This is a genomic window from Pseudomonas sp. 14P5.3.2 (assembly GCF_057799175.1).
This window is the reverse complement of record NZ_JBYOKU010000005.1, coordinates 59,716-74,474: the sequence shown is the minus strand read 5'-3', so window position 1 is coordinate 74,474 and position 14,759 is coordinate 59,716. Positions and strand designations below refer to the sequence as shown.

General features: G+C 51.3%; 15 protein-coding genes. 7 read left to right on the top strand and 8 right to left on the bottom strand.

Annotated elements, in window-relative coordinates; all coding sequences use genetic code 11:
• Positions 1 to 29: 29 nt before the first annotated feature.
• A complete protein-coding gene (locus AC27VU_RS05880; RefSeq protein WP_003223198.1) occupies positions 30 to 821 on the top strand; it encodes a hypothetical protein in 792 nt (263 codons plus the stop codon).
• A 160-nt stretch (positions 822 to 981) separates the two neighbouring features.
• On the opposite strand, the gene prmB is transcribed toward AC27VU_RS05880, so the two are convergent.
• A complete protein-coding gene (gene prmB / locus AC27VU_RS05875) occupies positions 982 to 1,890 on the bottom strand; it encodes a 50S ribosomal protein L3 N(5)-glutamine methyltransferase (RefSeq protein WP_003223196.1) in 909 nt (302 codons plus the stop codon).
• Between the two features lie 238 nt (positions 1,891 to 2,128).
• Between prmB and AC27VU_RS05870 the strand changes: the two genes are divergently transcribed.
• The 3 genes from AC27VU_RS05870 (at position 2,129) to AC27VU_RS05860 (ending at position 3,802) form a co-directional block, all read left to right on the top strand.
• Positions 2,129 to 2,719: a cysteine hydrolase family protein gene (locus AC27VU_RS05870; RefSeq protein ID WP_488723650.1), complete on the top strand. Its 591-nt coding sequence runs from the start codon at positions 2,129 to 2,131 to the stop codon at positions 2,717 to 2,719.
• Between the two features lie 130 nt (positions 2,720 to 2,849).
• Positions 2,850 to 3,170: a hypothetical protein gene (locus AC27VU_RS05865; protein WP_003223191.1), complete on the top strand. Its 321-nt coding sequence runs from the start codon at positions 2,850 to 2,852 to the stop codon at positions 3,168 to 3,170.
• Positions 3,171 to 3,244: 74 nt separating this feature from the next.
• Positions 3,245 to 3,802, top strand: a complete 558-nt coding sequence (locus AC27VU_RS05860) for a Smr/MutS family protein (RefSeq protein WP_003223189.1) — start codon at positions 3,245 to 3,247, stop codon at positions 3,800 to 3,802.
• Between the two features lie 494 nt (positions 3,803 to 4,296).
• Here AC27VU_RS05860 and AC27VU_RS05855 read toward each other — a convergent pair whose 3' ends face one another.
• From AC27VU_RS05855 to AC27VU_RS05845, 3 genes are all read right to left on the bottom strand, one after another.
• The gene (locus AC27VU_RS05855) at positions 4,297 to 6,264 is read right to left on the bottom strand and encodes an NACHT domain-containing protein (protein WP_488723649.1); all 1,968 of its coding nucleotides are present in this window, start codon (positions 6,262 to 6,264) and stop codon (positions 4,297 to 4,299) included.
• A 582-nt stretch (positions 6,265 to 6,846) separates the two neighbouring features.
• Positions 6,847 to 7,410 carry a hypothetical protein gene (locus AC27VU_RS05850; RefSeq protein WP_488723648.1) on the bottom strand — a complete coding sequence of 188 codons (564 nt, stop codon included), beginning with the start codon at positions 7,408 to 7,410 and terminating at the stop codon, positions 6,847 to 6,849.
• A complete protein-coding gene (locus AC27VU_RS05845) occupies positions 7,407 to 8,342 on the bottom strand; it encodes a hypothetical protein (RefSeq protein WP_488723647.1) in 936 nt (311 codons plus the stop codon). The genes AC27VU_RS05850 and AC27VU_RS05845 overlap by 4 nt, the downstream gene beginning before the upstream one ends.
• 508 nt (positions 8,343 to 8,850) lie before the next feature.
• On the opposite strand from AC27VU_RS05845, the gene AC27VU_RS05840 reads away from it, so the two are divergent.
• Together AC27VU_RS05840 and AC27VU_RS05835 are read left to right on the top strand one after the other, a co-directional pair.
• Entirely contained in the window at positions 8,851 to 9,066 is a 216-nt protein-coding gene (locus AC27VU_RS05840; RefSeq protein WP_488723646.1) for a hypothetical protein, read from the top strand.
• Positions 9,067 to 9,160: 94 nt separating this feature from the next.
• Positions 9,161 to 9,883, top strand: a complete 723-nt coding sequence (locus tag AC27VU_RS05835; protein WP_488723645.1) for an AbiU2 domain-containing protein — start codon at positions 9,161 to 9,163, stop codon at positions 9,881 to 9,883.
• A 306-nt stretch (positions 9,884 to 10,189) separates the two neighbouring features.
• Here the strand turns inward: AC27VU_RS05835 and AC27VU_RS05830 are convergent, their stop codons facing one another.
• The gene (locus AC27VU_RS05830) at positions 10,190 to 10,819 is read right to left on the bottom strand and encodes a hypothetical protein (protein WP_488723644.1); all 630 of its coding nucleotides are present in this window, start codon (positions 10,817 to 10,819) and stop codon (positions 10,190 to 10,192) included.
• Between the two features lie 437 nt (positions 10,820 to 11,256).
• Between AC27VU_RS05830 and AC27VU_RS05825 the strand changes: the two genes are divergently transcribed.
• A complete protein-coding gene (locus tag AC27VU_RS05825) occupies positions 11,257 to 11,877 on the top strand; it encodes a hypothetical protein (RefSeq protein WP_488723643.1) in 621 nt (206 codons plus the stop codon).
• A gap of 117 nt (positions 11,878 to 11,994) precedes the next feature.
• Here the strand turns inward: AC27VU_RS05825 and umuC are convergent, their stop codons facing one another.
• The 3 genes from umuC to AC27VU_RS05810 all read right to left on the bottom strand — a co-directional run bounded on the left by umuC (position 11,995) and on the right by AC27VU_RS05810 (position 14,622).
• Positions 11,995 to 13,272 (bottom strand): translesion error-prone DNA polymerase V subunit UmuC, encoded by a 1,278-nt coding sequence (gene umuC / locus AC27VU_RS05820; RefSeq protein ID WP_488723642.1) that lies wholly within the window; start codon positions 13,270 to 13,272, stop codon positions 11,995 to 11,997.
• Entirely contained in the window at positions 13,265 to 13,690 is a 426-nt protein-coding gene (locus AC27VU_RS05815; RefSeq protein WP_488723641.1) for a LexA family protein, read from the bottom strand. The genes umuC and AC27VU_RS05815 overlap by 8 nt, the downstream gene beginning before the upstream one ends.
• A 137-nt stretch (positions 13,691 to 13,827) precedes the next feature.
• Positions 13,828 to 14,622 carry a DNA adenine methylase gene (locus AC27VU_RS05810; protein ID WP_488723640.1) on the bottom strand — a complete coding sequence of 265 codons (795 nt, stop codon included), beginning with the start codon at positions 14,620 to 14,622 and terminating at the stop codon, positions 13,828 to 13,830.
• Between the last annotated feature and the right edge of the window lie 137 nt (positions 14,623 to 14,759).

Below are 14,759 nucleotides of genomic sequence, written 5' to 3'. Positions count from 1 at the left end.
AAGCAGGGCTTGGACAGGATCTCGCCGTTATGACTGATACCCCGACTTCACCCGACACCACCGCTGAAAAAGACGCACCGCCAGCGGTCGAGCTGCCATGGGCGGACGTCAGCGTCGAGCACCACAAGATGCTCCGCCTGGCCCCGCTGCAGACCGACCGCAACACCGGTGGCCGGCCGCTGCGCTTTGTCGAATTCGGCTATGCCGAGCGCAACAGCAAAGAACACAGCCTGATGCGCATGGCGATCAAACTGCCCGGCCAACGCGTGCGCAAGGAGCAGAACCAGCTCGACGTGTGGGTCAATCACACCAGCAAACGTGTGCATTTCGGCCCGGACAGCGGCTTGCAGATCGAACCGCTGAACCGTGGCATCGGTCGTTTCATGGCCGCGCAAGGCATCAACTGGGCGAAAAAACGCTGGCCCGCCTACACCGTCGACGGCATGGACTTGAACAACAAGGACGCGCTGAACGAAGACACCCGCCTGCGTCGCGATCACTTCTTGCGCGTGCATGGTTTTGATGTGGTGTACGCCGATGCCCAGCATCTGAAGGGCAGCGTCAAAGAGGTGCAAGTCGGTGACTTGCTGGGCGACTGGAACAGCGAAAAGCTGCAGATCGTCGAGATTCTTGAAGCGGCGCAGATGCTGCAACAGGCCGAGCAGAACCTGGCCGAGCAGGAAGTGAAGCTGAAGAAGCAGGAAGACAAAGTCAGCAAGTTCAAGCGTGAAGACGCCGGGTTGCGCTTCACCATTACCTGTCTGGTGGCGTTTGCGGTGTTTCAGGCGGGGTTGCTGATCTGGATTGCTACGCACCGCTGAAATCAGCGATGACCTGTGGCGAGGGAGCTTGCTCCCGCTCGGCTGCGAAGCAGTCGTAAAACATGCGCATGCGGTATGTCTGGTGCACCGTCATTGCATATTTTGGGTCTGCTTCGCAGACCAGCGGGAGCAAGCTCCCTCGCCACAGAAGTCAGTCAGGTCAAACGCGAGAAGCGAACAGCGCCTGATGCTCGCGGCACTGCTCCGCCGTCAGCATGAACACGCCATGCCCGCCGCGCTCGAATTCGAGCCAGGCGAAGTCGACTTCCGGGTACAGCGCCTCGACGTGCACCTGGCTGTTGCCCACTTCAACGATCAACAAACCCTTCTCGGTCAGGTGATCTGCCGCTTCGGCGAGCATCCGCCGTACCAGGTTCAGACCGTCATCACCGCAGGCCAGGCCCAGCTCCGGTTCGTGCTGGTATTCATCCGGCATGTCGGCGAAATCTTCCGCGTCAACGTACGGCGGGTTCGACACGATCAGGTCAAAACGCTGCCCCGGCAAACCATCGAAACCATCGCCCTGCACGGTATAAACGCGCTCATCGACGCCATGACGCTCGATGTTCTGATTGGCCACTTCCAGTGCTTCGAACGACAGATCCGCCAGCACCACTTCGGCGTTCTGGAATTCGTAGGCGCAGGCGATGCCGATGCAACCGGAGCCGGTGCACAGGTCGAGAATCCGCGCAGGCTCGTCGCCGATCCACGGTGCAAAGCGGTTTTCGATCAGTTCGCCGATCGGTGAACGCGGGATCAGCACGCGCTCATCGACGATGAACGACATGCCGCAGAACCACGCCTCGCCCAGCAGGTACGCCGTCGGGATGCGCTCTTCAATGCGGCGCTTGAGCAGGCGTTGCAGGTTGACCAGTTCGTCGTCTTCCAGCGCACAATCGAGGTAGCTGTCGGCAATTTCCCACGGCAGGTGCAGGGCACCCAGCACCAGTTGCCGGGCTTCATCCCAGGCGTTGTCGGTGCCATGACCGAAAAACAGATCCTCCCCATGGAAGCGGCTGACGGCCCAACGGATGTGGTCGCGCAGGGTACGAAGTCGGGAAGTGATCACGGGGCAGAACTCCAGAAAAAACGACTGACGATTCTACCAGCCAAAACGCCCGCCGACGACGCAGGAAAATCAGCGGAGCGACAGTAGGACTTTTCTGATTTTTGCATCAGCTATTGAACAGAACGTGTAACTTGACAAGGCTGCAGGCCAGTAACGACGGCGCCTACGATGGTAGCGGTTCACAGAACCGCTCAGCCAGAGGACAATGCCGCAAAAGCCCCACCCCAAGGAGCCCCGAATGTCCGTTCCAAAAACGATGTTTCAACTCAGCGGCCGCGGTTACGCAGCGGCCACCCTGAGCCATGCCACCGTGGTCATCATCGATGCCCAGAAAGAGTACCTCAGTGGCCCGCTGGCCCTGAGCGGCATGGACGCGGCCGTCGCGAACATCAAACAACTGGTCGCCGCGGCCCGTGCAGCCGGTCGGCCGATCGTGCACGTGCGTCATCTCGGCACCGTCGGTGGCCTGTTCGACCCGCAAGGCGAACGTGGCGAGTTCATCCCCGGCCTTGAGCCACAGGGCGATGAAACCATTATCGGCAAACTGCTGCCGAGCGCGTTCCATGGCACCGAACTGCTCGATCGCCTGCAAAACCTCGGCTCGCTGGACCTGATCGTCTGCGGCTTCATGAGCCATTCCAGCGTCAGCACCACCGTGCGCGCAGCGAAGAACCTGGGCTTCCGTTGCACCCTGGTCGAAGACGCCTGCGCCACCCGTGACCTGCCATTCAAGGGCAGTGTGATCAGCGCCGAACGGGTGCAGGAAGCGGAAATGGCGATCATGGCCGACAACTTCGCCACCCTCGCCCTGACTCAAGATCTGATCTGATCTGCTCTGATGAGCGGCTCACCGCGCCGCTCATCCGCAAAAGCCTCGCATTTGCTTCAATTGCCTTAGCCTCAGGAACAACCCGGTCAACTCCCGGTCGAAGGGCCGATACCCATTGAGGAAGGTCGGAATGAAGTTATCCGATGGATTTGACGCACGCCGCTTGCGGCCCAAAGGCCAAAGCAACTGGCGTTTTCGATTCGGCGCAGCGATCGCCGCCATTCTGGCGACGTTCGGTGTGTTGCTGGCGATGGCCGGAGCCGCCAGCCTGCTGGGGCGCCCGCCGGCGCTCGGCGACTTGAATGCCACGCCGACGGGTTCGGCGATCATTCTGGCGGTCGGTTTGTTGTTCCTGTACTTCGGCGTGGCGCTGTGGCGTCGATGCCGGCGTCGCGCCCGGCAATCGCGGGAACTGAACATGTCCCCGCACCTGATGAAAAAACACGACTGAGGTGATGGCCTGGCTTTTTGCCGGGCCGTTTTGTTTCGACTTGGGTAAACTGGCCGCCCTTCGCGGAGGCTGACATGCAAGACGACGATTTTTCCCTGTTCAAAAGTGCGATCCAAGGCGTCAAGCCGATCAAGCACGACCGCGCCGACACCGGCAAACCCAAGGCTGACCGCGCCCGGATCGCCAAGCTGCGCCAGTCCGCCACCGTGCGCACCGACACCACCACCGTGGATGGCCTGTCCGATCAGTTCGTGATCGACGTCGGCCCCGAAGACGAGTTGATGTGGGCCCGCGACGGGGTGCAGGAAAGCCAGATGCGCAAGCTCAAGATCGGCCAGATCCCGTTCGAAGGCAGCCTCGACCTGCACGGCATGAACGTCGAAAAAGCCCGCGAGACCCTCTGGGCGTTTCTCGCCGAAGCGACCAAATTCGAAATCCGCTGCGTGCGCGTCACCCACGGCAAGGCCGTGCGTCTGGACGGCAAGCGGCCAATGATCAAAAGCCACGTCAACACCTGGCTGCGCCAGCATCCGCAAGTGCTCGGTTTCACCTCGTGCCAGGCGAAACATGGCGGTGCCGGTGCGGTTTACGTGATGCTCAAACGCACCATGATGGAAGGCCGCGACGAATAATCGCGTTACACCGAACTTGCAGGGTCGTGTCCGCCACCGTACCCTTGCCCTTTGCGAAAATCCCCACAGGTAGTTTCATGTCCCTGGAACAGAATTACACCGCCATGTTTAGGGGGGTTAAGTAAGTTCTCAGGGTCAATGAAATCAGGGAATTAGCACCCAGGAAAACCCTGATTTTCATGCTAATACGCAGCTATTGGTACAGAAATTGGTACGGGATCACTATCCCACATACACCGAAAAAGCCCCGCATCGCTAAAAACGATGCGGGGCTTTTTTCATTTTTGAATGATGGCTTGACCGTAATCGAAGGCTGCTTTCGGCCACAAACAGCCCATCATGAGTGGCGGCTTTAGACCCGTAGCGGATATCTTGAGCCTAGGCTGCTTCGCAACCCACCGCCGGTGGGTCCGGTTCCCACAGGGTAGCGAGTTAATGCTTAATTGCCGCCTCCAATACGGAATTCTAAAGACTTTAGATTGATAAATCTTTGATTAGAGAAAGTCTTTCATATCAATATCCAGATTGGATCTAGATTTGATTTTCGCAAGAAGAGCATCAATTTTTTCAAAGTCCAATACACGAACCCCTGCTGCCTTAAAGGGATCTTCAAGGATTGCTAAGAATATATCTTTGATAGCGATATTTTCTGAGTGTAGATCTTTAATAACTTTGGCATTGGGGCGGACCCACTTGCCTACTGGTATTATTTTTTCCAATCCGTCAAAAATATATTGCATCTTGTGAGAGTTGAGGTTGGTGGTGTATTCTGAAGTTATAGCTTCCCAAGCCAATTTGTGTAGATTTTCATGTTTGTCTTCATATGCTACAACAAGAAAAAATGGAGTACCATTAAGCGTCCCCTCTCTCCAGCACTCAGAATATTCTCCGCTGTGTTCATTTGTATGAGATGAAAAGATAAGGCCTGGGGTGCCATCGTCCTCTTCAAATGGCTCTGCGTTCCCTTCGACAGCCCAAAGCCCAATTTTAAATTTATTGACAAATTGGCAGGTGCTAATGGCATTGACTTGCTCGTTTTTACTGACAGTCAGAGCTTTCGCCTCGAGTGCAAATTTTTGAGTGATAACAGACTCAAAAAGCAACGGATTCATATCATTTAAAAACTCGAAAACTTTAGCAAAAGACGCCGCTAATGGACTTTCAAATATTTTTTTAAGTAAGCGCAGACTGGACTCGTTGAATATTATGTATTCTGCAGCAAAATACTCTAACAGCGTTTTGTGGAAGAATTTATATTCTGTACCATCTCGTTGCATAAGAGGGACGGCGACAAAGAGATCATCTAAGAAGTTTGATGTAGAATTTGGTGTCGCCAAACTGATCTTGGCCGCGTCATTGATGAAGCTGTCAGCCTCGCTAAGGCTTTCAAATGAGGTCTTCGTTCTAAGCATCATATAATGACACAGGGCTCGAAGCAGCTTTCTGAAATCCTCAAATCCAAGACCTGATTTTTTCTCCCGCGCGTATCCGTTTTTATTAATTAAATCGTGTCCTTTGTACAGGGCATGGTATATCTCATCGTAAAATGTCGATATCTTATCTGCAATTGAGTTGTTTACTCCGTAAGTCCTATACAGCAACGATACCAAGAGTGGACTTTCGATAAATTTAGAAGGAATTCTAGACACATCTCGACTGAGTTTTTCACCGATATCTAGCCCCGATATCTTGTCGTATCTTTTTAGTAAGGATAATGCTTGCTTTTCGCTGAAAGGAGCAAACTTCAAAGAGGTTGCATTGATCAAATCTGGGATTATTTCTTGCGGGCGCGTGGTAACAATAATCGCATTATCCCCGCCTTTCGCTGACATCTCGTGAAGTTGATTTGCCAGCAAATGCTGGTGAGCAATCGAGACCTCGTCAAAACCGTCGAGTATAACGAAAAACTTTCCTAATCTCAGAAGCCTATAGAACAACTTTCGATCAAATTTTTCGTCAGGAAAATCAAGCTCTGTCACCATGTTATCTGTGAAGTTTAGCTGCGGATCTACTTTTCTAAGATCGAAAAGTATTGGAATTCGGCCTGATTTGAATAACAGTTTTGCAACGATAAATTTTGAAAATGTACTCTTCCCCATTCCTGCGCCATCAACGATGATAGTGGGCCTCGTCGGGGAAGACACAAGCTCGTCTGCGGTAATTAAGTTGTCACCTGTGTCGAAGTGGGTGTTTTGCACCATGTAAAGAGGTTCGTACGCTTCGAATATATCCAACTTTAGCTGAGGAAACGTAATGGAAGTTATCTCTCCCACACGCTCTGAGAGCTTTATTAGGTAGCGCTCCATTGTAGAAGCGAGCGCGTCGGCGTTAAGTTTTCCTTTCAGATCCTTTTCTGCAGCCCACTTCCTGACCCTCTCAACAGTCGGAGATAACGCTGCGCTTATTAGCTCCATTCCCGGTTTCGTTGCTTCACTAATTACTTTTTGCTCTATTGACGACATCGCTATTCCTTTATGATTGCCATTAAAACATTTTCCAAATTTCAATCTGGATTGAAAGTAGAGTTTTGCATGGGGCGATTTTATACACTTAATCATCCTATGGACAGTCGTCGCAGAATAAGAGAAATTTCGCATTTTTATTCTTCAACTCACCGGAGATGGTATGTCTAGCAAACTAAATAGCGAGGTCACTCCATGCCGTCTGTAGCCCTGGGTGCGGTTGCAGCGTCACTTGGTAAAGCAGTAGGTCCGGCTTTGTGGCTCAACGCTTAGAACCGGTGCTTGTCATCAACACAAAGCTCCGCCACTCACTCGGACGGCTTCAAGTAGCGCCCGCCCGTGTCGTGTACATGGAGCAACCGGCAGTTAATGGCCGAAAGCGGACGCTGGCTGGCTCCGATGATGGATTGGGCATAGCCCTCGACGCCCCCCCCGTCCGTGCTGGATACAACCAAGAAGCCGCCTTGCTTTGTAGCAATTTTTAAGCATGCGAAACTTTTAAATCTCGGAAGCAGTACTAGATCGAGAGTGAAAGTGGATGCAAAAAAAAGGCCCCTCACGGAGCCTTCTTTACTTTACCTGTCACTTCGGCCGAAGCAAAGAATGAAGACGCTTGACAATCATGACGATCGTTAGCAACAGGTTCAACGTGATAAAAACACTTATTGGTGTGAAGACCAGCTTAGACAAAATTACTGATACAGATGTTGAGGTTGCCTTAGGATCAGCAAAACTATCTGCCATCGAAAAAGCAAAACAGGTTGCAATAAGAACTAAAGAAGAAAGAATGCAAAAACTTATATTATAATACAGCTCATCAAGAAGCCTCTTCTTTGCATTATAAAACGCATCAACAGGGCGTTTCAACTCAATGTCACGTTGGTATTTATCATCAAGCTTACTCTCTTGATCATAAACTAAAACCAGAACAGAAAGTAAAAGCGCGGTAAAAATTGCTCCAAAGTTAACCAAAAGTGAGGAAACATCTTTATTTAAAGAAAACCCAATAATAGCGCTAGAAGTGCTAAAAGCAACAGGAACAAAACAAAATGTTAAAAAATCGAACCACGACCAACCACCATCGACCTTTGACAAGGTGCCAAGGTGGCCATACACAATATCCTTAATATTTACTTTGCTGCTCATATTTTTATACCCATTCCAGGATACATAGTCGAAAGAAACTCATTCATAATTTTCTTACACCATGCATCAAATTCTTTCATATCTGGATTGCCGGCAGTAACTGTAACTTCACTTTCATCGACATCAACCTCACAGACTTGACTATTTTGACTGCTCCCGAGTCGAAAGGTTCGTTTCCTACCATTCATCTCAACCACGGTCTTCACCTCGGCACAGAGCGGTGAAAGAATTTCCACGGTGGCATTCTGCTCAGTGCCCGGTGTCAAATAATCAACAAGTGTTCCGAGATTATTGCTTCGTGACGCCTTAATAATATAAACGTGTTCAGCTTCGTCATGACCCATTTTTTTAATTTGATCTTCGATGGTATTCATGCCGCTAAAGCGAACCAACTTGATCTCTTTGGTGGTTGCCTTCTTCCACTCTTCAAAAGCTTTTTCATAAGAGAGGGGATTCATTTGCAGCACCCTACCAGTTACTCGCGTAAACTCTTCCCGTAGAAGATCATAGACTAACGTCTTGACCCCGACATTTTTTTGGTTATGCAACAGAACTACACCTTCGTTAAGATCGACCGGAACAAAAAATCTAACATAATGATTTATGACTTCAGCATTTTCCTCTAAACGCTTAAAGTCAATTTTACCGGTCTTGATATTAACTATATCGGTCCTAGACCCGTAACTTCCAGCCCTTACAACACCTCGAATCACCCTCTTCGCATCATCAAACTTGAAACTAGCGAACGCATATATTTGCTGAGTAGTTTGAATTACGTGATAGCCAGTACCTTTTGCTTTAATGTACGCCTTGAAAATATCGTACATATCGAACTGACCAATTGAACCGAGAGGCGAATAAGAGTCTTCAACTTTCTTGCCCTTCAGGAGAGGGTTAAAACAGCGAATTGTGTATGGCGAAATGGTATTCAATTGTGCCCCAGCCCTATACTTATTTAATATACCTTCCTTGGTCTCGCCCTTATTTGGAGCACCTGTAGATCAGGCTTTGAGCCAAGCCCCCACCACTTGCTAGGGGGTTTTAGCCAGCACCAGCTAGCCATTGTGCATCACGCACGTGCCATTGCGCTCCCCAGCGCGAGTACAGAGTTACCCGTCAATGCCTCGGATGGACCGAGAGGTACTGAACTATAAGGAACCCAAGGCATTCCCGCCACTGTGGCCACGATGCTAAGCGACCTCACCAAGCTGCGGGCGCGCAGGTGATGGTCAAAAACGAAGCTAGCTCCATGCTTTCTGACAGCCCACTTGGTTGGCAGCATTGATGGATTGGTCGTAGTCCCTCATCTGAGCCCTGGCCAGCCTAGCCATGCCCTCAAAAAGACAGTGCTTTGTAGCAATTTCTAAGCATTCAGCGACTACCGCCCACAAAGGGCACTACCGGGACTATGCTTTTCCTTTTGCGAAAGGGGTCGATGCTGTGGCTGACGAATATTCGTTATCGGATGTGCTGGAAAGGATCTACCAGAATCAGCTCGGCCTGGAAGCAGCCCTGATGGAGCTTACGCTTCATATTGAACAGCAAGGTTTCACCGAAGTCGGAGAAAACGTCCGCGGTGCCTTGTGGGCGATTGGCGAAAACGCTGGATACGTCAAGCAAGGACTTGCCAAGCTGAAGGGAAAGAGTGGGAGCTAGCCTAGAATATTGCAGTTCCGAACGAGCACTACTCGGCGGCTTTCGGGCTAAAACAGCATCTGGTGTCTACAAAAACGTCCAAGGTTCACCTGTCATGCCAACCCAGTTAGAGAAACTAGAGGCTCACGCATCCCACTTGCTCGACGCTTTTATTAAACTGCGTCAAAGGTATTCGATCCTCGAACCGTTGCTTTTCGATAAAACTGTGGTGACCACCCTTGGCTCCGGAAAACGAGCTGTGGGATTCAGCATTCTAAAGGACTCACTATTCCTCTCTTGCGCGCAGGACATCGCAAAACTGACGCTCGATGACGACACTCGAACTCCTAGTTTAAAAAATATTATTCGAGCATTAGCAGACGACGCGCTTCGACTCACGCTACGTGAGCAGTTTGCTGCTTGGGAAATCCCTCAGGAAGAGGATGAAACCGAGCCTGAGATACTTGAGGCCCTCAGACGCCTAGAGTTGCAAGAGGAGGCTCAACGCAGAACCCAATTCGACGATTTGTATTCCGAGGCCACTGGCCTGTGGTCAGCTTTATCCGACAGTTCAACGATTAAGTCCTTTAGAACCATTCGTGACAAGGTAACTGCGCATACCGAAGTGCACTTGGTCGTAGACAAATACCAGCTAGTGGATATCGGCACACTGGGCATTAAATGGGGAGACGTGAAAGCAACCCTAGCGCAGATGCAACGGCTCGTTGAGATCATCGGGATGATAATCCGCAATGCCGGTTTCGCATGGGAATCATTCGATGAGCAACTGACGCGCGCGAGCATGGGCCTTTGGGGAGTGGATGAAGTGGCTAGCTAACCACCCGTTGCAGCGACTCAATTATGCGGGATAGAGATTCGCCCCCCTTCCAAGATCACTACAGACCGCTTCAGGCCATAAAATACGGGCTGTCAAGCTCGGCCTTCTGGTTCTTTGCGGCCTACTGCGGCCTCTGAGATTGGTTTCTTTTCTTGACCAGAAGCGGCCCGGAGTTACAGGCAGCATTCGACCATCACCGAGCTTGCCAGAGCTTGACTAGCTACTTAAAGCGCCCGCTACCTGTCCCATGTCTCGCTTAGGGACAGGATGCAGTGCGCCAATAGCAATTTTTATAGCCAGGATAACTTATCGTTTGTTGTTTCTAGTGAGGAGTATTGATACCAAGGTCCTTTCGTTTTGCATTATTTTTTGACGCTCCTCTAAAGTGACGTCAAATATACTCATGTACTCCTTTGGCAACCCAAAACTTAGCTCAGATGCATAATGATGACGTTCTAGCAACTCTTGTATTATTTGAGAGCACACAAAATTAAATTTTGATTTATTGCTCCCATCAACATACTCAAAGTAATCCCTCGGTAGCTTTTCTATTAGTTTTGGCACTTCACCAGCATCGAAGCCCGAGCCATCCCATTTGTGAGCAAATTCATTTCTAATTCTTGCAATTATCTTAATCGCCTCGAACTCCTTCTTCTTCAAGAGCGCCAAAGCGTATGCGATGTTTGCTCTGCCCATTATAGAGCTGATGCAGCTGTCGAGGTTCTTTAGCAATGAATCTGCATGCTGGGAGTTTGGGAAGTAGCTTCGAAGTAACTTTATTAGTAATTCATCTATGAATGAAGTCATGTTGAGTACAGCGCCTCTCGTCGTCTCTGACTCCACTTCATTAATGAAGCGGGCTTGCCACTCCATTTCTTCATCACTTCTTGGCGCAGCCATAAATCCGAAGCTTTCAGCTAACTGTGACTTGCTCATTTTAAACATCCGTGTGAGTGGCTTGCTAGATTGATTTTCGCCTTAAAATTGCGCGAATCTTTAATCTGTCAATATCTTCAGCAATAATACTATTATGACATATATTTTTGCTTGCCACCAATCTAAAAGCAAAGCTACCCTTCACCCCACATTTCTTCGACTTACCAATAGGTATGCCCCCCCTAAATATATGTACCTGTCGCGCCTCTAGACTAAGTTGAGCAATTCACGATGACCCCATCTGATGGTTCGAGGTCTCCGCTTCTGGCCTCTCTCCACCAACAGCTATGATAGATGGAAAGTGGTCGTCTAGGAGAATCTGCTTCGGGCCAGCTCCTACGCATACGTCGATCAGTAAAATTCGAAAAAAGTTGACGCTTGACACCGCAAAGTAGCATGTGCACTTAATCTAGGGAATTAATTTTCCTGGAGAAGTCATGAAGGAATTGGGGTGGAATAAGGATAGTCCGTTTATGCCTGATTTGAGGACGGCAGAGGATGTTAGGCGTTATTTTGACCTAGGTGGAATAGGCATTATCGAGGCTCGTATTGAACGCGTATTTAGCGCTAGATTTTCAGAGCTTAAAGATAAAATCTTACGTTTATTAGCCATCGAGGAAGTCGATCCATTTTTAGCGAATCTTCTTTTAACCTCAATTTTAATTGATACACGTGCTCTTTTTCTTGAATCGACTCGCCAAAAGCGAAATGCGACGTTGCAGACGGTTTACCGAGCCAGGCGCATGGAAGAACGGGCAGAAGCTGTTGACGCTATTTTCGACGAAAAGGTGCTTCAAGGGAAGTCCATGAGGGACGTCATTAAGGGCTGGGTTGATAGGCGTGTCGTGCACATCGATTGGTTATGGGATGACGAAGAGCAATTACTCTTCACGCAAATAGAGGCTTTGATCTTTGAAACTAGAATGAAAAACCTACTTCAAGTATTGCTAGAGCTTATTTCAGATTACGAAGAGGTGGTTGCTCGGTTTGGAGAGAATTCACAAGAACAGTTAAATCGAATTCTTAAGGCCGCGACCGGAGGTATGAATCGCCCCTGATTTTTCATAGACGCTCCCAACCGTCAGGATCTTGCGAATCTGCAGTACTGGATGATGGAGGCGGGTCGAAAGCCGCCTGAACCGACCGGCGGCTTCTGGCCGATAGCGGAGGTCTTACTACCTACAGTTGACCGTCCACAATTGATCCAAGCGAGTCGTGTAGCTTTGGCTCATCATTTCACGCCGCATGGCCCACTCTGGCTTGCTAGGGACGCTCGCCGCTCGCAGCGTCCCCCTTCCCCACCGTTCGTTGATCTGATCCAGTACAGCCATGACCTTGGTAGATTCTGTCGGTTGAGAAGCCGCAAATAGATCGTCCGTGTATTCACCTGGCTGACACAAATTCATCAGCAATACCTCCGCCTTGCTGTACTTGAAACCAGGGCGATACACCCGATCCAGCGCATCGACTGCAGCCTTGGTCAGTAGCCGGACGTCATCCGTGGGGTAAGGCATATCGATCACCACACCATTGACGTACTTCGCCTCCTCCGGATTAAACATGCCGGTGCGAATGCTCACGCGCACTTTCTTGCACAGCGAGTTTTGCGCTCTGAGCTTCTCTGAAGCGCGCATCATGTACGTGGCCACCGCCTCCTTTATTGGTGCCAGTTCCGTCAGGCGGGTGCCGAACATTCGACTGCAGCAGATTTCCTGTTTCGGTGGATCGGGCTCATCTAGCTCCAGACAAGGAGTGCCGGCCAGTTCGCGCGCCGTTTTTTCGATCACCACACTGAAGTTTTTACGCAGTGTCCAAAGGTCGGCTTTGGCCAGATCCATCGCACTTTTTATCCCCATGGTATCCAAATGCGCTTTCATGCGACGCCCTACACCCCACACCTCTGAAACGTCAGTGTTACGCAGCACCCAGTCACGCTTAGTAGGGTCGCAAATGTTGACCACCCCACCAGTCTGAGCCTGCAGACGCTTGGCCGTATGGTTGGCAAGCTTGGCCAGTGTCTTGGTCTGAGCGATACCAACGCCGACTGGAATGCCAGCACACCTCAGCACCTGACTCCGAATCTGGCGACCGAGGCCATCCAAATCGCTGATTCCGGTCAGGTCAACGAACGCTTCGTCGATGCTGTAGACCTCGACGGCGGGCACCAGGGACTCGATCAGCGTCATGACTCGCTCGCTCATGTCACCGTATAGCGCGTAATTCGAGGAGAACGGGACGATGCCGTGCTGCTTTAGCTTGTGCTTGATCTGGAAGTACGGCTCGCCCATTTTCACGTATGGCTTGGCGTCGTAGCTGCGGGCGATGACGCAGCCGTCGTTATTCGATAAGACAACGATGGGGACCTTGGCTAGGTCAGGACGAAATACTCGCTCGCAGCTGGCGTAGAAGCTGTTGCAATCGATCAGGCCGAACACCGGCACCTGCTTAGACATGACTGCGCACGCTACCAATGATCACGCCCCAGATCGCCAGCTCATCGCCTTCCAGCACGTAACGCGGCGGGTACTTGGGATTCTCAGACAGCAGGATGACCTCTTTCCCACGGACGCATAGCCGCTTGCAAAGCGGGTCGTTGTTGAGCAGCGCAACAACAATATGCCCGTGCGCCGGCTCCAGAGAACGATCCACTACCGCCAAATCGCCGTCAAAGATTCCCGCCCCCTGCATGCTCTCTCCGGCAATTTTCACCAGGTAAACATGCGGGGCACGAATGTTGAGCACTTCGTCGAGCGAGATGTGGGTTTCGATGTGATCCGCTGCCGGCGAAGGGAAACCTGCCGGCACTCGAAAAAGGCAAAGAGGTAATTTCCGACCGGCCACGGCAATAGGGCCTAGGATTGAAAAGCTCATGACGCACGACTTCCGATACTGTACGAATATACAGTTAACGTTCAGAACGGCATTCGGTCAATTTCTGTAGGAAATATCTGATAGACGGGGGGGGTGTTCTCATGATGGGAAGTAGAGAAAATGCTAACTGGCATCTGTCAGAACAACCCGCCCAATGCTTCCGGCTCCCAGTTCATGATCACCAGTTCGCCACTGACTTCGGCCTTCCCCTGCCGCTGATTGGCAGTGGTGTAGCGGATGTCCAGAGTCTCAAAGTGGAAACCTTCGAACACGCGGCGGATGTCAGGATGATCGTTGATGCTGACCATCACTTTGCCTTTGCAGCGGCGCATGAAGTCGGCCATCCGCTCGTAGTTCTCGAACGGAAAGTCCACGCCGTAGCCCGCGGTCTGCCAGTAAGGCGGATCCATGTAGTGGAAGGTGTGGGTACGGTCGTAACGTTCCGCGCATTCAAGCCAAGGGAGATTTTCGACGTAGGTGCCGGACAGGCGTTGCCACGCAGCCGAGAGGTTTTCCTCGATGCGCAGCAAGTTGATGGCCGGTGCGGTGGTCGCCGTGCCAAATGTCTGACCCGAGACCTTGCCGGCGAAAGCATGGTGCTGCAGGTAAAAGAATCGGGCGGCGCGCTGGATGTCGGTGAGGGTTTCAGGGCGGGTCATTTTCTGCCATTCGAACACCTGCCGCGAGCTGAGCGCCCATTTGAACTGGCGCACGAACTCTTCGAGGTGGTTCTGCACGACGCGGTAAAGCGTGACCAGGTCGCCGTTGATGTCGTTGAGGACTTCGACGGGCGAAGGCTGAGGCCTCATGAAGTACAGCGCGGCACCGCCGGCAAAGACTTCGACGTAGCATTCGTGTGGCGGAAAAAGCGGAAGGAGGCGGTCGGCCAGGCGGCGTTTGCCGCCCATCCAAGGGATGATGGGTGTGGACATAGAAAGCAAGACCTTTACTGTATGGATAAACAGGTGCTAGGCTCGCCGCGCTTTGTGCACGGAGCAAGAGCCTTGGCTGGACTTGCAGGGACAATCTGCAGGGACGGCGGTCGGTCCGAATGTTGGCGCATCCAGAT